The organism is Tangfeifania diversioriginum (assembly GCF_900141875.1).
GTDB classification, from domain to species: Bacteria; Bacteroidota; Bacteroidia; order Bacteroidales; family Prolixibacteraceae; genus Tangfeifania; species Tangfeifania diversioriginum.
The window spans coordinates 48,168-69,789 of the sequence record NZ_FQZE01000014.1 but is presented as its reverse complement, the minus strand read 5'-3'; the positions used below and the strand labels follow the sequence as shown (position 1 = coordinate 69,789).

Annotated in this window: 16 protein-coding genes; 9 read left to right on the top strand and 7 right to left on the bottom strand. The window is 40.7% G+C overall.

The genetic code is table 11. The features are described from left to right. Window positions 1-13: 13 nt before the first annotated feature. On the bottom strand, window positions 14-1,366 hold the full coding sequence (locus tag BUC07_RS10415) for a TolC family protein (protein WP_073169106.1): 1,353 nt from the start codon (window positions 1,364-1,366) through the stop codon (window positions 14-16). Window positions 1,367-1,641: 275 nt separating this feature from the next. Between BUC07_RS10415 and BUC07_RS10410 the strand changes: the two genes are divergently transcribed. Continuing rightward, window positions 1,642-3,006, top strand: coding sequence for a sigma-54-dependent transcriptional regulator (locus BUC07_RS10410; RefSeq protein ID WP_073169104.1), 1,365 nt, complete (start codon window positions 1,642-1,644; stop codon window positions 3,004-3,006). Beyond that, a complete protein-coding gene (locus BUC07_RS10405) occupies window positions 3,006-4,346 on the top strand; it encodes a sensor histidine kinase (RefSeq protein WP_073169102.1) in 1,341 nt (446 codons plus the stop codon). Before BUC07_RS10410 ends, BUC07_RS10405 begins: the two co-directional genes overlap by 1 nt. A gap of 83 nt (window positions 4,347-4,429) precedes the next feature. Here BUC07_RS10405 and BUC07_RS10400 read toward each other — a convergent pair whose 3' ends face one another. Together BUC07_RS10400 and BUC07_RS10395 are read right to left on the bottom strand one after the other, a co-directional pair. Continuing rightward, the gene (locus BUC07_RS10400) at window positions 4,430-5,074 is read right to left on the bottom strand and encodes a DUF3267 domain-containing protein (protein WP_073169100.1); all 645 of its coding nucleotides are present in this window, start codon (window positions 5,072-5,074) and stop codon (window positions 4,430-4,432) included. Between the two features lie 2 nt (window positions 5,075-5,076). Beyond that, window positions 5,077-6,519: an oligosaccharide flippase family protein gene (locus BUC07_RS10395; RefSeq protein ID WP_175552513.1), complete on the bottom strand. Its 1,443-nt coding sequence runs from the start codon at window positions 6,517-6,519 to the stop codon at window positions 5,077-5,079. A 100-nt stretch (window positions 6,520-6,619) separates the two neighbouring features. Here BUC07_RS10395 and BUC07_RS10390 point away from each other — a divergent pair, with 100 nt between their 5' ends. Together BUC07_RS10390 and BUC07_RS10385 are read left to right on the top strand one after the other, a co-directional pair. Continuing rightward, window positions 6,620-7,753 carry a glycosyltransferase family 4 protein gene (locus BUC07_RS10390; protein ID WP_073169096.1) on the top strand — a complete coding sequence of 378 codons (1,134 nt, stop codon included), beginning with the start codon at window positions 6,620-6,622 and terminating at the stop codon, window positions 7,751-7,753. Window positions 7,754-7,852: 99 nt separating this feature from the next. Beyond that, window positions 7,853-9,271, top strand: a complete 1,419-nt coding sequence (locus BUC07_RS10385; protein ID WP_073169095.1) for a PQQ-dependent sugar dehydrogenase — start codon at window positions 7,853-7,855, stop codon at window positions 9,269-9,271. 107 nt (window positions 9,272-9,378) lie between these two features. Here BUC07_RS10385 and BUC07_RS10380 read toward each other — a convergent pair whose 3' ends face one another. After that, a complete protein-coding gene (locus BUC07_RS10380; RefSeq protein WP_083578199.1) occupies window positions 9,379-10,101 on the bottom strand; it encodes a redoxin domain-containing protein in 723 nt (240 codons plus the stop codon). A 525-nt stretch (window positions 10,102-10,626) separates the two neighbouring features. On the opposite strand from BUC07_RS10380, the gene BUC07_RS10375 reads away from it, so the two are divergent. Both BUC07_RS10375 and BUC07_RS10370 read left to right on the top strand, forming a co-directional pair. After that, a complete protein-coding gene (locus tag BUC07_RS10375) occupies window positions 10,627-13,437 on the top strand; it encodes an ATP-binding protein (protein WP_073169093.1) in 2,811 nt (936 codons plus the stop codon). Between the two features lie 94 nt (window positions 13,438-13,531). Continuing rightward, window positions 13,532-14,269 carry an NAD-dependent epimerase/dehydratase family protein gene (locus BUC07_RS10370; protein WP_175552512.1) on the top strand — a complete coding sequence of 246 codons (738 nt, stop codon included), beginning with the start codon at window positions 13,532-13,534 and terminating at the stop codon, window positions 14,267-14,269. A 60-nt stretch (window positions 14,270-14,329) separates the two neighbouring features. Here BUC07_RS10370 and BUC07_RS10365 read toward each other — a convergent pair whose 3' ends face one another. The 3 genes from BUC07_RS10365 to BUC07_RS10355 form a co-directional block, all read right to left on the bottom strand. Then, complete coding sequence (locus BUC07_RS10365) at window positions 14,330-15,037, bottom strand: LolA family protein (protein WP_139279538.1); 708 nt, start codon at window positions 15,035-15,037, stop codon at window positions 14,330-14,332. Between the two features lie 98 nt (window positions 15,038-15,135). Continuing rightward, a complete protein-coding gene (locus tag BUC07_RS10360) occupies window positions 15,136-15,774 on the bottom strand; it encodes a ferredoxin--NADP reductase (RefSeq protein ID WP_073169088.1) in 639 nt (212 codons plus the stop codon). A 31-nt stretch (window positions 15,775-15,805) separates the two neighbouring features. After that, on the bottom strand, window positions 15,806-16,921 hold the full coding sequence (locus BUC07_RS10355) for an Sb-PDE family phosphodiesterase (RefSeq protein WP_073169086.1): 1,116 nt from the start codon (window positions 16,919-16,921) through the stop codon (window positions 15,806-15,808). A 204-nt stretch (window positions 16,922-17,125) separates the two neighbouring features. On the opposite strand from BUC07_RS10355, the gene BUC07_RS10350 reads away from it, so the two are divergent. The 3 genes from BUC07_RS10350 (at window position 17,126) to nagB (ending at window position 21,592) form a co-directional block, all read left to right on the top strand. Next, window positions 17,126-18,346, top strand: a complete 1,221-nt coding sequence (locus BUC07_RS10350; protein ID WP_073169085.1) for an ROK family transcriptional regulator — start codon at window positions 17,126-17,128, stop codon at window positions 18,344-18,346. A gap of 69 nt (window positions 18,347-18,415) precedes the next feature. Further along, window positions 18,416-20,737: a glucosamine-6-phosphate isomerase gene (locus tag BUC07_RS10345; protein ID WP_073169083.1), complete on the top strand. Its 2,322-nt coding sequence runs from the start codon at window positions 18,416-18,418 to the stop codon at window positions 20,735-20,737. A gap of 39 nt (window positions 20,738-20,776) precedes the next feature. After that, the gene (nagB, locus tag BUC07_RS10340; protein WP_073169081.1) at window positions 20,777-21,592 is read left to right on the top strand and encodes a glucosamine-6-phosphate deaminase; all 816 of its coding nucleotides are present in this window, start codon (window positions 20,777-20,779) and stop codon (window positions 21,590-21,592) included. Window positions 21,593-21,622: the final 30 nt, after the last annotated feature.

The following is a 21,622-nucleotide window of genomic DNA, read 5'->3' as shown; positions in this document are numbered from 1 at the left end:
ACAACTTTTTAATTCAGCGTAATTTACCGATCCCAAACACCGGTTTACCCATGTAAAAATCAATTGTTTTTCGTTTTATGATGTATTGAAGTTTCGTTCGCAACAATTCGCCCTGTGCGTTCGACAGCAGGTTTTTGCTCGTGTAAAAATCGAGAATATTTATCAATCCCTGCTCTTTTTTCTTTTCTGCCACTTCAAATGCCAACTCATTCGACTCGGTTTGCTTCTTCGCCTGCAGGTATTCGGCAGATGTGGCTGACAATTCCTGGCAGTAAGATTCAATTTCGTAGTACAACTGATTCTTAAAATTCTGAAGTTCTACTTTCTTGGCTTCCAAATCAAGTTTATTGAGTTTTATATCTGAACGAGTCTTCCATCGGGCAAAAATTGGGATGGAAAGCCGCAAACCAACAGACTGGGATGCATTGTTGGATAACTGATCACGAAAAGAAATGGGATTTCCCTGTTCATCAGTTCGGGTTTCATAAAAACCGGTGTAATAGCCTCCTGATAACGACACCGAGGGAGATAATTGTCCGCGTGCAATGGCCAGATTTTTCTCCACTGCTTTTAACTCCTGTTGTTGTGCTTCAACACCCGGCAAATGTTTTACTGCCATCGAATAAACACTGTCGGCATTTTCAAAAACAGCAGATGATGCATAACTGATATCGTTCAAATCCTGCAATTGCAGTTCCCGATCCGGCGGGTAATTCATCGCTCTTTTAAGATCGAGCAGCGATGCCTCAAGATTATTGGAAGTGCGGATCACCCGCAACTCTTCTTCCGCCAGCCGGGCTTCAATTTCCAGGATATCGGTTTTGGCGCTTATGCCCACCTCGGTTTCTTTCGTCACTTTCTTGAGGTTGAGTTCCGAAAGTTCTTTTTGTGCTTCCACTATCTCAAGCAATCCTTTGTAATATAACGAATTATGAAAAGCGTTCATCACAACAAAAGCAATTTCAATTTTCTGCGTTTCTTCTCTTGCCAGGCCGGCCCGGTAAATAAAACGGTTGTAAGCAATCTGGTTGTTTCGTATGAAACCATCGAAAAGCGGAACCGAACCCGAAAGTGAATAGCTGTTGGATGCAAAACTGTTATAAGTTACGTCATTGGTATTGGGGTCGACTGATTTACCAAAATTGATATTGTAGTTGGTTCCTGCTTCAATGTAAGGAAGCCTGTTTCTTTTCGACTGCGCAAGCATTTCCTTGTTGGCCTCCGATGTAATTCTCCGGCTTTCGATATCCAGGTTATTTTTCAATGCATAATCGATACAATCTTCCAGGCTCCATTTCTGTTGAGCAGATGAAACCAATCCCGCCAGCAGCAATAAAAAAAACATTATTCCTTTTCGTTCAAACATACTTTTCGCATTTGATATTTATAAGTGCCAAAAAAATGCCGCGTTTTACAATAATCAGAAAATCAGAAATTTATGACCGGACAAACTCCTTTTCTCACCGAACACTGTAAAAAAAATGGACAAAAAGTGTAAAATAATTTGACACTCTGTTTGAAATGGTTATGAGTAAAAGTAACTTTGAAAAAGAATGTTCTCGCAAAGGCGCAGAGACGCAAAGAAGATTATGATGTAAAATTCACTTAGCGCCTTTGCGAGAAACTTTATCTCAATAAAAAATGCCAAAAGGAAAATTACTCATAGTTGACGATAACAAAAGCATTTTAAGTGCACTTGAAATTTTATTGCAGGATGATTTTGAGGAAGTTAAAACCATTGCCAGTCCCAATCAATTGCCAGCACTGATTGAAGCAGGTGAATACGACCTGGTTTTACTCGACATGAATTTTTCAGCCGGAGTCAACACCGGGAACGAGGGATTGTACTGGTTGACTCGAATCCAGGAACTGCGGCCAGACATGGAAGTGGTTCTTTTTACTGCTTACGGAGATGTGGAACTGGCGGTAAAAGCGCTAAAAAAAGGAGGGGCCGATTTTATCCTAAAACCATGGGACAATGAAAAAATGCGCACGACGCTGCGCAATGTATTTAAACTGCAACAATCGAAAAAAGAGATCAAGCAACTTAAACAAAAAGAAAGTGCCTTGCGGAGCGAAATCAATCGCGACAAACATTTCATCATTGCGCAATCACCACAAATGAGGGAGATTCTTAATCTTGTGCGGAAAGTAGCAAAAACCGATGCCAATGTGCTGATTACCGGCGACAATGGTACCGGGAAAGAATTGATTGCCCGCGAACTTCACCGCCACTCAAAAAGAGCCAATGAAATAATGGTGAGTGTTGACATGGGCGCCATCAGCGAAACACTTTTCGAGAGCGAGCTTTTTGGACATAAAAAAGGATCGTTTACTGATGCGCGCAACAACAGGACCGGAAAAATCGAGAACGCCAACGGAGGCACCCTTTTTCTCGATGAAATCGGAAACCTTCCTGTTCAACTTCAACCCAAATTGTTAACAGCCATTCAAAACCGTTCGGTTACGCCCATCGGAAGTAACAAACCGGTTCCGGTGGATATCAGGCTGGTGTGTGCCACCAATCAAAACCTCGATGAAATGGTAGCCGACGGTTCGTTTCGCGAAGATTTGCTTTACCGTATCAATACCATTCATATTGAAATTCCTCCACTGCGCGAACGAAAAGAAGATATTACCGCTATTGCCGATTATTTCCTGAAAATTTACTGCAACAAATACCGGAAAAACTGTGCAGCTATTTCTGAATCAGGCGCAAAAAAATTACAAAGTTACCAGTGGCCAGGTAACGTGCGGGAGCTTCAGCACACCATTGAAAAAGCGGTAATTCTTTCCGATAAAAAAGAACTGACTCCCGATGACTTCTTTTTCAGGCCGGTAACACAGAGCATGGTCGATATTTTTGAAGGCACAATCGAGGAGATGGAGCAAAAAATGATTTCGAAAGTCATTCAAAAAAGCGGTTCCAACCTTTCTGCGGCGGCAGAACATTTGGGAATTACGCGACAAACGCTGTACAATAAAATGAAAAAATACAACCTGTAATGGTTAGTCAGCATCTTAACAGAAATATAGTTTCCCGTGCCTGTTTTTTGGCTTTCACAGCCATTGCAACGAGTTGGCTGCTTTTTGATCAGAAAATTTATGTTCTGGCTGCCTTTGCAATAATTATTTTCATATTTCAGGTGGTTGAACTCATCAATTTTCTTAATCGTACAAACCGTAAAATTGCCTGGTTCTTCGATGCTATCCGGAATGAAGATTCCACATTAAATTTTCCTGGCAAAACCGGAAATAAAGCCATGAATGAGCTCAATTCCAGCTTGAACAAAGTAAATGAACTGATAAAAAATATTAAGTTCGATTTGCAGGAACAGGAACAGTATTATAAAACAATTCTTGAAAACGTTTCTATCGGAATTTTAACCCACAATGAAAAAGGAAATGTTTTTCTTGCCAACTCGGCAGCGAAACATTTACTGGGCCGCGAACATTTAACGCACATCAACCAGGTTAGTCAAATTGACCGAAAACTTTTTTCTGCCATAAAAGAGCTTCAACCCGGCGATCTGAGATTGGTAAATTTCAAAAACAAAAACGGAATTATACAAGTTTCCCTGAAAGCAACAAAATTTATCACATCCCAGAAAAACCTTCAGCTAGTTGTTATTCAGGACATTAAAAACGAACTCGAAACAAAAGAACTCGAGTCGTGGATAAAACTGATTCGGGTTTTAACGCACGAAATTATGAACACCGTGGCGCCCATCACTTCGCTGTCGCAAACAATTATGGGATACTACAAAAACCTGGACGGAAAACTGCCTAATGAAAAAATAATTGCCAATACTTTGAAAGGACTGGAAGTAATAAATGAGCGGGGCAACGGTTTAATAAGTTTTGTGGAAACCTACCGAAAACTGACCCGCCTGCCAAAACCGGATAAAAAACCGATTGTAGTAAAGCAGTTATTCGACAATATCATCACGCTGATAAACCTGGAACACATTGATGAAAACATTCAGATTAAATGGGAGGTAAATCCTGAAAATCTGGAAATTGCAGCCGACAAAAAACAGGTTTCGCAGGTGCTCATCAACTTGCTGAAAAATGCGCTTGAAGCACTCAAAAACAGACCGGACGGAATGATTTTACTGAAAGGGGAAATCAACGCTGACGGACGGGCACAAATCTCGGTAACCGACAACGGGCCGGGCATTCCTGATGAATTAATGGACAAAATTTTTGTGCCGTTTTTCACAACCAAAGAATCGGGTTCGGGTATTGGCCTGAGCCTGTCGAGACAAATTATGTTATTACACGGAGGCAGTCTGAAAGTGGATTCGACACCGGAAAAAATGACAACAGTGAGCCTGGTATTTTAAGATTTCGGTGAAACTTTTTCAAACTAAACTATTTTAAGTACACTTAAAACTCATGTTTTAGTGATTGTTTTTATAAAGTATATTTAAAACTTTTCAGTTCTTTTATAAAAGTAACTTGTCTTTTCATCCTTCACATCGAAAGTAAAAATTTCTTTTGCGGCATCGTTATAAAAAACCGAAAGCAGCCCGATATCGCCGGCACAAAACAAGCTGTGGGCGCTCATCAAAAGAAGCCAGAAATAGAAAGCAGGTTCGCCAATAGTGAGGATTATCCCTGTTAAGGTTATCAACTTCACCACAATCAACGGGGTTAGCGCGACAAATGTAAATTGTTTCCGGTTCAGTACATGACGATCGGCCTCGGCGTAAAAGATGAATTTCTTCAAATATCCGCCAAAGGCAACATGTTTGGCACCGGTAAATTTTAGTGCGATTCCATGTAAAACTTCATGAATAATAATTAACAGAGAAAGGCTGAAAACTATGGCCAGTACCGAGATGAGCAGCGGCTGAATTTCATTGCGAAAAGCCAGCACGAGGGCGCGGGCCAGAAAAAACATGCCGGTTAAAACCATCAACAACTGATAAATGGCAAACACATTAACAATTTTACTTGTACTCCCCGTTAATTGCTTCAGCACAAAATCTTTTATTTGCTTGTGATTTAAATGCGCTAGCAGTTCGTAATCTTCGTTTTTCTTCAACTCCTCAACACTTGGATTCGCCATTTCTATTCGTATCTGATTATTTTATAAAGGTCTTTTAAACTAATTAAACCTAATAAGAAAGCAAAAACAACAGAAGCAAAAATCATAAGCAGGTAACCGTAAACCCAGTTTGAAAGAAACTCTGACAACCAGCCGAAAAGTGCAACTGCTCCCACATAAAACAACAGTTTAAAAATGAACACCCAATCAATTTTCAGCTTTAAAATATAAACCGCAAGCGCCAGCTGCACTGCACCGGTAAAAAGTTGGGTAACCAGGCTGCTGTATGCCGAACCGTAGGCCTGAAAGCGGGGAATCAGAATAAGGTTCAAAACTACATTGAGCGCCATGCCTGAAAATGCCATAATATTGAGCTGCTTTAAACTTCCGTTGGCGGTTAACAGCGTTCCAAAAATGTAAGTAGTAGCAATCCCAAGAAAGCCAAGCATCAGAATTCCAAGGATGTCAGACGAGTAAGCAGTGTTGGAATGGTAAAGGAGCGACATTATTTCACCATCGTAATAAACACTTGATAATGCAACTACTACAGCTGGTACAATAAGCAAAGAATAGGAAAGCTTCACCATATCGCCAATGGGCTCGCGTTGCTTAAGCATTTTTGAGAAAATAGGCAGCAACAACCCTGCAAACAGAGCGCCGAACATGGCCACAGCATCGAGCAGCCGGAATGCCTGGGCATAAATACCAGCCTGTTCTTCGCCGATAGTTCCCGGCAGCAGGCGCTCGAGCATCACCGAGTCGATGCGGTTATACAACGACATCAGCAAAATGAGCAATGCGTAAGGGTACGATTTACGTAAAAAAACAAAGAAAAACCTCCAGTTAAAACGTAACTTAATTCGGCCCGATTTTTTCAATACAATTAAAAAAGTGATTAGGGCAGTTAGAAGGTATGCTGCTGTTTGAGCATACACAAACCATTCGATGGTGAAGCGTGTCCTGAAAAAATCGTTAAACAACAGCACGCTGCAAATCAGGATCATAATACTGCGGTCGAGCACAGAAATCAGGCTGTCGGTTCGGAACAGGTGCAGGCCGCTGATATTGGAGCGTAAATACAAAGTAAATGAAATCAGAAACTGATTAAAAATCAGGAAAAACAGCAGGTGAATCTGAACTTTATCGTAACCGATGATAAAAGCAACCGTCAGGCTGAAAATAGCATAAACAAAAGCGAGTACCAGTTTTAATCCTACGATATTCGATAAATGTTTGGGCAATAAAAAATTGTGTTGGGCGATATTCCGGTTGTTGTAATTGGTAATTCCCACATCGAGCAGGATGTTGAGAATCATGGAAAAATTAAACAACGCAAAATAAAGCCCGTAACTCTGGTCGCCCACCAAGTTTTGCACGGTGCGGTCGATCCCAAAAATCCAAAAGGGCTTGATTAAAAGGTTGAGAAAAAGCAGTAATATAAGGTTAGTTATAAATTTCCGTTTCAAAACCTGGTTTTTAACATTGTTGTACCTTAATTTGAACCGGTAAAAGTAAAAAATATTTATACAGACTTTGTACATTTACCCAAAATAGAAAAACGTATTAATGGTTATTGCCGTAAACACCCGGTTACTAATTGAGGACAAACTGGAAGGGATTGGCTGGTTCACGTTTGAAACGCTGAAACGAATAACGCAAAATCACCCTCAGCATCAATTCATTTTCATTTTCGATCGCCCCTACAATGAAAAGTTCATTTTTGCTAAAAACATTACTCCTGTTGTTATTAGCCCTCCTACCCGGCACCCGGTTTTATGGTATTTTTGGTTTGAATTTCGAATTCCGGGCATACTGAAAAAATACAAGGCAGATTTGTTCCTGTCACCCGACGGATATCTTTCTCTTAACACCAAAACTCCGCAGCTTGCTGTTATCCACGATATAAATTTTGTGCATCGCCCTAAAGATTTACCCTGGCTGAAAGCAAAATACTATAACTACTTTTTTCCGAAATTTGCCCGGGAAGCCACCCGAATTGCCACCGTTTCAAACTATTCAAAAAAAGATATTACCCACTCTTTTACTATTGACGAGGAAAAAATTGATGTGGTTTACAACGGAATAAACACCGCATATACTCCCACCCCACCTGGTAACCAAAAAGCAACCCGCAAAAAATATACATCCGGCAGTGAATATTTCCTGTTTGTGGGCGCGCTGCATCCGCGAAAAAATATAACCGGCTTGCTTGAAGCTTTCGATACGTTTAAAGTAAAGGATAAAAAAGGAATTAAATTACTCATCGTTGGCGGGCAAATGCACAAAACCGGGAAAATTTCTGAAACGTACAAAAACATGCAGTTTAAAAACGATGTGGTGTTCACCGGACGTGTTCCAACTTCTAAGCTGCATTCCATTTTAGGTGCTGCCCTGGCACTCACATTCATTCCGTTTTTCGAAGGTTTCGGAATCCCTGTGGTTGAGGCGATGAGCGCCGGTGTACCGGTAATTTGCTCCAACACCACTTCACTGCCCGAAGTGGGTGGCGAAGCAGTAATTTATGTCGATCCCAACAATTCCGGGCAAATTTCGGATGCCATGAAGCTTTTGGCCGGCAACTCAGAAAAACGCAACGAACTGATTCAAAAAGGTTTCATCCAAAAAGAAAAATTCAGCTGGGGAAAAACAGCAAAATTGCTTTGGAAGAGCATTGAAAAAGCAATTGCCGATAAATATTAAGCCCCCTCCAAAAAAAAATTGACAAAAAAGACATTTTATTAAACCTTTTTGCTCCCTGCTTTTTTGTATATTGAGATACAAATAAAAAAACTGTTACCTATGAAATCAATTATCCAAAAAGCCGGAAGCATTTTATTTCTACTATTCCTGATTTTTTCTTTTAATGCAAAAACCAACGCTCAACCCGATGCAGCAGCTCTTTACCAGCAATACTGCGCCCAGTGCCACGGTTCTGATTTAAACGGCGGCAACGCAACCAGCCTTGTTGACGGAGTGTGGCAGTTTGGGGCCGAAGACGGCTATGTCATCCGCAACATCAAACATGGCATTCCTCACCTGGGTATGCCCTCGTATGAACGTTCGCTTACCGATGAAGAAATCCGGGCCGTTGTAGGCTACATCCGCGAAGCCGAAAAAGAAGAAGGTGCTGTAAAACCCCCAGCTCCTGAAATGGTTGAAACCATGGATTATTTTATGGAAGTGGAAACATTTGCCGACAACCTTGAAATTCCGTGGGCCATTGATTTTATTGATGAAAACACGGCACTTATAACAGAACGCCCCGGACGATTGAGGATTGTTGAAAACGGGGTACTTCAGGCCGAAGCGGTAAAAAATACACCACAGGTATTGCACGAAGGCCAGGGAGGGTTGCTCGATGTAGCTGTTGATCCTGAATACGAAAGAAATGGCTGGATTTACCTGGCCTACAGCCACGAGCTTAAAGAATATGAAGGCAACCGGCCTCCCGCAATGACCCGTCTGGTGCGTGGAAAAATTGAAAATAACACCTGGACAAACGAAGAGCTGCTTTTTGAAGCTCCCCCTGAAACTTATCGGACCACCCGTCACCACTACGGATGCCGCATTGTATTCGACCCGTGGGGATACCTCTATTTTGCCATTGGCGACCGCGGCGCAGGTTACCAGGCACAGGATTTTTCACTGCCCAATGGAAAAGTTCATCGCATTCATAAAGACGGCCGGATTCCTGAAAACAATCCGTTCCTTTATGACGACGAAGCCATGAAATCGATTTATAGCCTGGGAAACAGGAATATCCAGGGAATGGCCATTCACCCTGAAACCGGAGAGCTTTGGACCACGGAACACGGGCCGATGGGCGGCGACGAACTCAACATGATTGAATCAGGAAAAAATTACGGATGGGAAACCATTACCTACGGAAGAAACTACAACGGTACAATTATCACCGAATTAACCCACATGCCGGGCATGGAGCAACCCAATTTTTACTGGAAACCATCCATTGCCGTTTGCGGGCTTGATTTTTACCGGGGCAATTTATTTGAAAAATGGAAAAACAGGCTTTTAGTAGGAGCGTTAAAATATGAAGAAGTCAGACTACTGCAGATTGAAGAAGAACGTGTAGTTCATGAACAGGTCATTTTTAAAGGTGCCGGCCGCGTGCGCGATGTTTCAACCGGCCCCGACGGAGCAATTTACGTAGTACTGAATAATCCGGGTAAAGTGGTACGACTGACGCCCGAAGAATAAATTTTAATTCATTGATTAAAAAGGAAAAGGTGTTCAAAAAAATTCTGAACACCTTTTTGCTGTTTAATTGCACTATTCTGAATGAAAAAAAACCTAAAGTTTTACTATTATTTTTTCAGCTTTTTAAACCATAGCCTGTCGCCCACACTGTAATATCCATCTCTAACAGAAGGATCATTTGCTATTTGTTCTGCAGTGTAAGGGAAATGAGGAATCAATACATCATCTCCGTTATTCCAGTTGGCCGGGGTAAAAACCTGCGATTCGTCGGTGGTTTTCAAAGCTGCAACAATCCGGAGTATTTCGTCTATATTCCGCCCAATTTCCATTGGGTAAAAATTAACCGAACGTACAATGTTATTGGCATCGATAATAAAAACACCCCTGATATCTTTGTTTGTACTAACCGGTTCGTGAAGCATTCCATAAATTTTCGATGCTTCAGCTTTGTGATCATCGAGAATCGGGAAATTCACTTTTTGTTTTCCCCTGTCTTTATAGTCCAAATCTTCCAGGTGGGCTTTCCACATTTTGTGCATTTTTAAATCATCGGTGGAAATTACCGCCAGTTTTACATCCATCGCATCGAACTCATCATTCAGATAAGCCAGCTCCAGTAGCTCGGAGGTGCAAACCGGTGTAAAATCCTGCGGGTGGCTGAAAAGAATTTTCCAGCTCTTTCCAAAACTTTCGGGGAAGGTAATTTTGCCGTTGGTTGACTCAGCAGTAAAAGAGGGTGCCTTGCTTCCAATAAGAGGAATTTTATTGCCCTCGGCCGCAGCGCTTATAATAAGAGCTGCCATTACGAATGTTACAAATAATTTTTTCATAATTTTCAATTTATATTTTAATTCACCTGCAAGTTATGGGCTCCTCACATTAAATAAATGTACGGTATTACCAATGCATAAACAGGCTCCACTTTTTGGTAAATCAAAATGTATATTTCTTGCGGGAAACAAAGCAACCAATAATCAATTTGATAAATTATGGTTTATTATATGGAAAAATGACATTATCGAAATCTAAAATCATAAAGTTTTGCATCTAAGAAATAAAGATATTTTAATATTCTTTAACATTTTACACACAAGAAAAAAGAACTTTAAAGTCAAAAATTCAAAAAACGCAAAAGGCCCTAAAAATTAGGACATTTACAATTCAAATAATATACGTATATTGAATACGATTCAAAAGCGTGTGGAAATTTAAATGGTTATAAAAATAAATATCAGACATATTCTGTCTGCCCCTATGGGCATTCCTGAAGATAACAATCTGTCAGCACAACAGGTAAAATTTCATCAATTAAATATAAATGAAGGATTGTCATTAATTAACGCAAAAACTCATAAATGACAAAATCAATGTTAAAAATTGACGCTCTGGAAAAAGAGCTCACAGCAAAAAACCGCGAACTGGAAATTGAAAAAGCCTTTGAGAAAGTACGGGAAGTTGCCATGTTAATGCGTCAATCAGCAGACTTGCAGAAGATTGTCAATATAGTTGCCCGGGAATTGAATAATATGAACCTGGACATTACCGGAGTATTTATGTTAATCAACAACAACCAAATTGATAAACAATTCACATTCTGGGGATCAACTGGTGTGGCAGAAACGTATATGAAAAAAGCAGCAATTCCTTTCCTGGATCGCCCCATTTACAGAGTTTTGGCAGAAGCTACAACCAAAGGAGAGCGATTTTTAGTGGAGGAATATTCGAGGGATGAAAAAATTGAATTCTTTGAACATTTGTTTAAACATCCGCCCTACAATTCATCCACTCCCGAATGGAAGAAACAGGTTTTGTCCCGTGAAGGTGGCTATACGCGATCGGTTTCTGTTTCTCATTATACATCAATTTTCGTGGTTAATCATTTTGGAAGAAGATTATCAGACGATGATAATAAAATACTGAAACGCTTTGGGCAGGTTTTTGAACAGAGTTACACCCGGTTTCTCGACATTCAAAAAGCAGAAGCCCTGGCGCATGAAACTATTAAACAGGCATCAGTGGACAGGATCCGCGGTGAAATTGCCAGCATGCGTACTTCCGAAGATCTCAATCGCATTACACCGATTATCTGGCATGAACTGGAAACACTGGAGGTGCCCTTTATACGATGCGGTGTTTTTATTGTTGATGAAGAAAAAGAGAATATTCAGGCTTACCTCACCACACCAGAGGGTAAGTCGCTGGCAGTATTGAATTTATCCTTCGATGCAAATGACCTCACAAATAATGCAGTTAAGCACTGGAAAAAGAATCAGATTTACAAAGAGCGCTGGAATAAGGAAAAATTTATCAACTGGGCAAAATCGATGATTAAAATCGGTCAGATTCAAAATGTGAAAACTTACCAGGGATCATCTACTCCTCCGGAATCTCTTCATATTCACTTTGTTCCTTTTGCTCAAGGTATTCTCTATGTTGGAAATGTTTCTCCCCTTTCCGACGAAAAACTGGAATTGGTTCAAACATTGGCAGAAGCATTCTCAATAGCTTATGCACGTTATGAAGACTTTAAAAATGTGGAAGAGGCAAAAAACAAGATTGAAATAACGTTAAATGAATTGAAAATTGCACAGGAAAAGCTTCAGGAACTCGACAAGTTGAAGTCACAGTTCTTCGCAAATATTTCTCACGAGTTCCGGACACCACTGACGTTGATACTCGGACAAATTGAAAGTATTATGTCTGGAAATATCGAGGTTCATGAAAAAGGGAAACTGCAGATAGCAAACAGGAATGCAAGAAGACTTCTTACTTTAATTAACCAGTTGCTGGACCTTTCCAAACTTGAATCCGGAAGCATGGATTTAAAAGCCAGACAGCACAACATCGTTTCATTTCTAAAAAACCTGTTTTATTCATTTGAATCGATGGCTGAATCACAAAAAATTTCGTTGAAGTTTGAATCAGAATTAAAAAACATTCCTGTTGTTTTTGATCCGGATAAAATGGAAAAAATTTTTTATAACCTTATTTCGAATGCATTCAATTTTTCTGTTTCAAAAGGTGAAATAGAAGTCGGGTTGAACGTCATTGATTCCATTGTCGAAATCAGGATTAAAGATACCGGAATAGGCATACCCTCTGACCGGCTGCCACATATTTTTGACCGTTTTTACCAGGTGGATGGTTCTGCCACAAGAAAACATGAAGGCACAGGAATTGGATTAGCGCTGACAAAAGAATTGATTGAGCTTCATAAAGGAAATATTTTGGTAAACAGCAAAGAAGGCGAAGGCAGTGAGTTTATCATTCAACTTCCGCAAGGTGATTTTGAAATTAAAAAAGATGAGTTTGCCAAACCGCAGACCGACACATCTTTGCAGCTCAATGGTTTTAATTTAACTGAAACAGAAGAAAAAATTCCTGTGTGGGATTCTTCCGGCTCTGATAACGATGATATACTTTTAATCGTTGAAGATAATTTTGACGTACGGAATTACATCGCAGATATTTTTAAAAGCAGCTTCCGGATTTTAACAGCACAAAATGGAGAGCATGGATTTTCTATGGCAAAAAACGAAATTCCAGATATTATAATTACTGATGTAATGATGCCGGAAATGGATGGATTTCAATTTTCAAAACAAATACGAAGCAATGAAAAAACCAGCCATGTTCCAATTATAATGTTAACTGCAAAAGCAGGTTTCGATGATAGAATGGCAGGCCTCGAATCCGGAATTGATGCATATATTACTAAACCATTTAAGGCAAAAGAATTAGAAGTTCAAACCCAAAACCTGCTGAAACAACGAAAACTTTTACGGGAACGATTCTGCAAATCAACCATAATAAAACCTTCTGAAGTTTCTGCCATTTCAACAGACCAGATTTTCCTTGAAAAAACAATTCAGAAAATCGAAAATCATTTTGGGGATTATCAGTTTTCGGTGGAACAACTGGCCGGGCATTTGAATATGAGCATTTCGCAGTTAAACAGGAAGTTAAACGCTTTAATTGGTCAGCCTGCCGGGCAGTTGATGAGGTCGCTTCGGTTACAACGGGCTGCCGATTTGCTGAAGCAAAATGCCGGAAACGTATCTGAAATATGCTTCAACCTTGGTTTTAACGACCACGCCTATTTTTCACGTGCCTTTAAAAAACAATTTGGCTGCAGCCCAACCGAATTTAAAAACCAAACGACCTGAAAGTACCTGCTTTTGCGTAAATAAGACAAACGAACCGCTTGCAATCGCCTTAATTTTGCTTTTTAACTATTTGTTAATTAGCAAGTTAATTTCAATGAAAACAATAGGAATTTTGGGCGGGGCAGAGTTTATTGGCTGTTACATCACCCTTAAATTATTAGCAGAAGATTACCGTGTAAAAGTGCAGGACTCGCAAAAAAGAAAAACAATCTTCACTCCGTTTTTCGACCGAATTTCAGGCAACAATAATCTTGAAATATGCAAATTAGACCCGGAAAATCCCGGTCAGCTACGAAATTTTTTAAGCGGGTGTGAAATTCTTATCCAATGCGGCTCACCTTTAAAATTGGGAGTAGAAAATTCAGACACACAACTATATGTGCCGGTTATCAAAAACACAGGGATGCTCATGAAAGCTGTAAGCACAGCTCCGTGGGTAAAAAAAATAATTTTTATTTCTTCGGCGGCGGTTTTCAATCCAGGGCAACCCAAACGAGAAATACCAGGAAACTCTACAGTCACAGAAAACAGCAGGCACTTAAACAAAGCATTGCTACATGCCGAAAAAACGATATTCGAAACAGTTAACAATTTTTCGGATGATTTCTTCGAGGTAATTTACATCTCGCCAATTGAGGTGAAAAATAATGAGCTATCGAACAGCCGCGGCTCCACTGAAAAAGGATTGCAATACCTGTTCAAAAACAATATTAAAACCGATCCCTATTTCAAAAGAATATTAAAACGAAAAAAAATGGACTCGATGGGAGATGTAGATGAATTACCCGAGAGAATTTTCAGGTCAGTGCAGGCAAATGAAGCAGCCATGTAGAACCATAAAAAAAAGGACAGTTGCCTGTCCTCTCTATTCATGAAAATTATTTCTCCTGCCTCAGGGCTTTTCAAAAATCGAATCATCGAGCTGAACACCAAATTCTATTTCTTCAAAAATAATATTGGCCGAACCCATGGGTGATTTCTGCTCAATTTTTGTGGCCATTTTAATGCCGTCAAAATCTTTATAGTCGCTCATAATTTGCTCAATGGTAATTTCCTGCCCCTGCGCTTCCACTTTTCCTTTTACCGAATGCACCAGATAGCTGTCAGTATTGATGTAATAATTTCTTTCCACACCATCTTCGCCGGTTAATTTAATATTGAACACCTCGGCATCGCCTATAAATTCTTTCCCGAGCAACTCGGCGGTAAATCCCTTTTCTTCATAGTTGTACAGTTCTCCGTCAATATCGGCCTGTGTCATGGCCTGCTCCAGTTCTGCTCCGGTAAGCGCCTGAGGTTCCGAGCTAATCCACGGTGCAAGCATCCATCCTTTTTCGCCGTTATAAGTACGAATCATTTTCTGACCCTGCATTTCCATCTCCATCCTGAATTTATCGGGACGCTTCATTTTCATGTCCATAGGGATTTCCATTCCCATCTGTTCAACTTTTGCCTTAATCCGGTAAGTTTCTATATCTGACAGTTTTTCCTGACCGATAGCTTTGAAGTGCTTATCTAAAACATCCTGCAGATTTTGGGCCTGGGCAATATTTGCTGCTGCAAAGACCAGAATAACCAGAGTTAAAATTGTTTTTTTCATTTTTCGTAAATTTAGTTTTAAAATTTTGTGACTATTAAATGAGTTATAAGTAAAAATCTTACTGTTAAAGTTACAATAAAAAGCTGTTTTCTCCATATTCAAAAATAAATTTCAGAAAAAATATTATTGAACGGAATACCTTTTTCAATTAGCAAATCGCGGACTTCAACTACCATCAAGGCTTTTCCGCAGATAAAAAAATTGACATCGGGCGACTGATTTAGCTGTTTCAAATAATCAGTAACTCTTCCGGGAAAAGTATCACAGGAAGATTCACCGGAGCAACACCTCACGTAGTTTTCGTCAAGCGCTTGTTCCCATTCGTCTTCAAAATAAAACTGGTTTAACCATCGCACCCCGTGAATCAATGTTTTGTTTTCAGCAAGCCCTGACCGGTACATGCTGTAGAATGGGGCGATTCCGGTACCTGTGGCAATCCACCATGCAGGTGCTTTTGTATCGGAAAAATTTCCGTAGGGTTCCGAAACAAAAACCTTTTCGCCCGGGATGAGCGAGGCCAACCGCGGAGTAAGTTCACCACCTTCTTTTATGTTGAATAAAATGCGCACTTCATCATCGGTATTCCCACTGCAAATACTGTAAATACGCGGAACCTGCCCGGGCGAGAGGGCTATTTTAACTACCTGTCCCGGAATAAATTCAAAATCGCGTTTAAAAGAGATGACATGAACTCCCGGAGAAATTTCTTCGTTGTTGGTTAACTCATACGCTTTCATTTATCGCAAGCCCCCTCCTTTGTAATTTCATTCAGTTGTTGGCAAAAGAAAAAGTAACCACCAGGTTTTCGGTTGAGCTAACGGCCATATTATTTACCTGGTAGTAAGCCTCAAGTTTATTCATAGAACTCAACTGATCGGAATTGCCCCGCAGTTCAATTGGTGTAACACGGTGAGCTTCCAGGGTAACTCTTGCAGGAGCATCGAACCCGATTCCGGGCTGTACGAGCTCGAGCTCAAAATCGACATCCGATGTATTTTCAATCTCAATTACTTTCGCCTCTCCGTTTTTTAACTCCAGTGGAGTTTTTTCTATTTTGAGTGAAGCAAAAAATAAAGGCTCCAGCAATGCGGCTTGCCCCATTAAAGTATTATTGTAATATACAACAGTTCGTTTGTTAAAAAGCGCTTCCCGCACGCCTTTTTGAGTCCGGCTATTGGCAAAAACAAGCGTTAACGGACGGTGACTGTTTTCCACATCATAAGCCATAGCAATTGGCGGGTGAATATCAGTATTGGCAAACATGGTCAGGTTTTTATCGTTGGCCCAGTCGATTGCTTCCGGGTAATAACTTTTATAATTGTACACTTCAATCCCGTGCAGCAAATCGCTGTTTAGCAACCGTGTATGCTCAATCCACCAAAGTGTGGTATCGGGTTGCTGGGCTTTCCATCCCGGGTGGTTCCAAAGAATAAACGCGCCCTGATCGCGGGCTTCCTGCAACGCATCAAAAACATCATCGCGTTCGAGCAGGTTAGCATTTTTTATGAACAGCGTATTCAGATGGCCGGGAGGCATTCCGCGGGTAATTTCAGCACCTTTCACCAAAATTAAATTTAATTTTTCGGCCAGCGGGCTAGCTATTTCGTAGGAGCGATTGTGGTCGGAAACAACATCTTTTGAATGAGGCCTGTACTCAATATGATCGGTAATTGAAATCACATCCAGCCCTTCGCGCCAGGCTTCTTCAACCCTTACGGTTGGCCAAACTGTGCCGTCGGAAAAAACAGTGTGCATGTGAAAATCACATTTCAATGTTTGATAGCCCGGAATATCGGGAATATGGATAACCTTCCGCGTTTGCCCCATTGAAAGCTGGGCTGTGAATAAAAGAACCGAAAGAATTAAATAGGTAAATTTTTGCATAGTTGTATGGTTTTAAAAAATTCTTGTTTTCAAAAATAAATATCTGTGTTTTTATTGAACTATCAAGTATTAAAATTATTAAATAATCAATAATTGTAAAGGAATAATTAATTTTAGAGAAAATCAACCTATCTTTTTAAAAAAATTAAAAAGATTTTTGGTTAAAAAGTAAATAATTTCAATCTTTGTTGATATTCGTAAACTATGGAAAAACTATTTAAACATACCGGAAACCAAAGCCAGGGTGTTGAACAGAAAAAAGTTTCACACAAAAAACAAATTTTGCGTGCGCTCTATTTTCGCGGCCCATTGTCAAATTCAGAGTTATCGAAGGTTATAAAACTCAGCACACCAAAAATCAACAGCTTATTAATTGAGCTTATTAACGACGGATTGGTAAACGAACTTGGCAGGGGCGATTCAAGTGGTGGTCGCCGCCCCAACATTTACGGCCTCGTTGAGAATGGTTTTTATGTTGCCGGGATTACAATAAACATCAACCGGACCATCATTTCCATCTTTAACAGCAATAATAAAGAGATAACTGAATCTCAGTACTTCCCTGTTAAAATGCAGGCCGATTTCAATATTTTCCATCAGGTGAATGAAAAACTCGGGGAAGTTGCTCAGAAATATAATATCGATCGAAAAAAGATATTGTCAGTCGGGCTTGAATTACCGGGGTTGATTAACCAGAAACAAGGTGTCAACAAAACCTATTTCCCTGAAATTAAAAACTTTTCGGAGGAACTAAATAAAATATTCGGAATGCCGGTATATTTTAGTCACGACTCAAAGCTCCGTGCATTTTCAGAACAACATTTCGGGTTGGCCAAAAACAAAAAAAACGTAATTATGATTCAGGTTGACTGGGGCCTGGGTATCGGAATCATCATAAACGGAAAGCTGTACGCCGGAAAATCAGGATATTCAGGTGAATTCGGCCATTTGCCCATTGTTGATAACGGCATACTTTGCAGTTGCGGCAAACAAGGATGCCTCGAAACCATCGTTTCAGCCACGGCTATTACCCGCATGGCAAAACAGGGAATTGAAAATGGTACCTCATCGCTGATAAGCGACTTGCTGAAGGGTGACCTTGAAAAGATTGACATATCAACAGTGATTCAGGCGGCCAACCGCGGCGACCAGTTTGCCATCTCCATTTTTTCCGATGTGGGCTACTGGCTCGGAAAAGGTATTGTTTACCTCATCCAGATTTTCAACCCCGAACTGATAGTGCTTGGCGGAAGGGTTACCGAAGCCCGGCAGTTTATTACTGCTCCAATTCAGCAAGCCATTAATACATTCAGCAACAGAGACATCAGCGACGATACCGAAATTAAATTTTCTGAACTTGGCCAAAAGGCCGGCCCAATGGGTGCAGCTGCCTATGCGATTGAAAAAATGGCAGCACTGAAATAAGTGCGTAATGCTAAGACAATACATTTTGAATTATACTAAAATAGAGCAAACATAAAAAAGGATAAAACAATGAAAATTAATTTTTCAAAAGTAGAACAGGCATTTTCCGATGAGTCGGCAATAAAAGAAATTTCAACCAAAACACCTTACATTGCGGTAGATAGCTTTCCAAAGCTGGGGCTACTCTCAGCCCTGAGTTTTTTGGAATGGGCCTCAGAAAATCCCAATGGTGTTGTAACATTGCCTACCGGAAAAACTGCACAATACTTTATAGACTTCACTCACCTGTTGCTTGACAACTGGACCAATAAAAAAGGGAAAGATATACTCGCGAAATACGGTTTATCCGACATGAAAAAACCTGAATTAAACGGGCTCCATATTGTTCAGATGGGTGAATTTTACCCCATAAATTCAGAACAGCACAACAGCCTGTATAACTTTATTGAAAAAAATTATATTGAAGGTTTTGGCCTCGACCGCGATAAAGCACTGCTGATTGATTCAAACAAAATTGAACTGGCAGAAGGAAAATCATTTCACGAGGTGTTCCCGGATTATAAAATTGACCTGACTTTACGGTACCGCGAAGCAAAAACCTACAACGAGCAGTTGCAGAAAGAGTCGATATTCAAAATTGACCAGTGGTGCACTCAATACGAAAGCAAAATCAGGGAAAAAGGCGGAATTGGATTCTTCCTGGGCGGAATTGGCCCCGACGGCCATATTGCGTTCAATACCCGCGGAACACAACATTTTTCATCAACCCGGCTTACGGAAACCAATTTTGAAACCCAGGCAATAACAGCCGGCGACCTGGGCGGCATTGAAGTTTCGAGCAACCGTCTGGTAATTACAGTGGGACTGGGCACACTTGGCTTTAACCCTGAAAACAAAGCCATAATTTACGCTGCCGGCGAAGCCATTGCCGAGGTCATAAAAAATTCACTGGAAAGCGAACCGCACGTACTTTACCCGGCCACATCGCTGCAAAAACTGAAAAACAGCCGTTTTTACCTCACCGAAGGCGCTGCCGTAAAACTGGAAGATGCCGTTGAAAATTATTACAGCACCGGACCGTGGACACATCAGAAAACGGAACGTGCCGTGATGGAACTGTGCAAAAAAATCAACAAATTCGGAGGCAAACTGCAACTTGAAGATTTAAAGGCAGACAAATACTGCAGCCGGATTCCGGATCTTAACAAAGACACGGTTCAGTCGGTAATTGACTCCATTGAGGCGAAAATAAAAAAGGGAATGATAAAAGAAACCAACCAGGTTTTTTACCATACCGGCCCGCACCACGACGATATTATGCTTGGAATTATGCCGCTTACCAACCGGCAGTCGCGCGATGCAAGCAACGAAATGCATTTCTCCGTTTTAACATCAGGGTTCAATGCCGTAACCAACACTTTCCTCTACGATTTGCTTATCGACACAAAGGATCTCATGAACCAGGGAAAAATTGAAATGGTCGATTACCCCGATTTCTTTAAAGACGGGTACAAATACAAGTGGGATAAAGACATTTACCATTACCTCGACAATATAGCAGCCCAAAACCCCGAGGAAAAAAGACGAGGCGTATGCCATCGTGTGGTGAGGGCACTCGTATCCATCTGGGGAATAAAAAATAAAAGCGAGCTGACAGATGCAATCTACGAAATATTAACATCACTAAAAAACAGCTACGATGGCAGTAAAAACCCGCCAAAAATCCAAAAACTGAAAGGGATGATCCGTGAGCTCGAAGAAGAGCTTGTTTGGGCACACTACGGCACCATGGTAAAAAACGTACACCACCTCCGCCTTGGTTTTTACCACAGTAATTCGAAAGGGAGCCAGCCCGATATGGAAAAAGATGTAATGCCCATTCTCGAAGATTTCAGAAAATACAAACCCACGGTAATCAGTCTGGCAATGGATCCGCAGGGCAGCGGCCCCGACACCCACTACAAAGTGTTGCAGGCCATTGCGCGTGCTGTGGAAGAATGGGATAAGGAAGAAGACCTGAGCAACCTGCGAATTGTGGGCTACCGAAACGTTTGGTTCCGTTACAATCCATGGGACGTTGAAGTAATTGTGCCTGTTTCATTAAATGCACTGGCAACACTCGACAAATCGTTTGAAGAGTGTTACATCACACAGGTAAATGCCTCGTTCCCAAGCTACCAGCTCGACGGAAAGTTCAGCGATCTCACGCAAAGCATTTGGTTTGAACAGCACAAACAAATCCAGCTGCTGCTCGGTAAAAATTACTTCTACCAAAACAGTTCGCCGCTCCTGAGGGCAACCCACGGCATGGTTTACATTCGCGAACTTGATGTAAGTCAGTTTCTTGAGGAGGCTTCAAGCCTGGGAAAATCAATGGAAGGAATTTTTTAAATTCAAACTGACACAAAAAATATTTAATAAAAAGGAATTATGAGAATATTAATTCATGAAAATTATCAGAAAATCAGCAAGTGGACAGCTAACTACATTGCCAACAAAATCAATGCATTTAATCCAACACCGGAAAAACCGTTTGTGCTTGGTCTTCCAACAGGGTCGTCGCCAGTTGGAACTTACAATGAATTGATTGAGTTGGTTAAACAAGGCAGCCTGTCGTTTAAAAATGTGGTTACTTTTAACATGGACGAGTACGTGGGAATTCCGGAAAGCCATCCACAAAGCTACCATCACTTCATGGATAAAAACCTGTTTAACCACATCGACATTCCACGCGAAAATATAAACATACTCAACGGAAATGCCCCCGACCTGGAAAAAGAGTGCGAGGAATATGAACAAAAAATTAAAAGCGTAGGCGGAATTCATCTTTTTCTGGGGGGGATTGGCCCCGATGGCCATATTGCTTTTAACGAACCCGGCTCGTCGTTAAAATCGAAAACACGTATCAAATCACTCACTTACGACACCATTCTGGCCAATTCGCGTTTTTTCGACAACGACATCAACAAAGTTCCCAAAACGGCACTCACAGTAGGAGTTGACACGGTTATGCAGGCCAAAGAAGTGATAATAATTGTAAATGGTTACAACAAAGCAAGGGCTTTGCAAAAGGTTGTTGAAGAAGGTGTAAACCACATGTGGACAGTATCTGTTTTGCAAATGCACCCCAAAGGAATTATTGTATGCGACGATGATGCCACCATGGAACTAAAAGTTGGAACCGTAAAGTATTTCAAGGACATTGAAAGCAAGGAACTTTCTGATAATCCTGAATTAAAAAAGTAAATTTTATTTGACTTGAATTAAAGTTTAGAA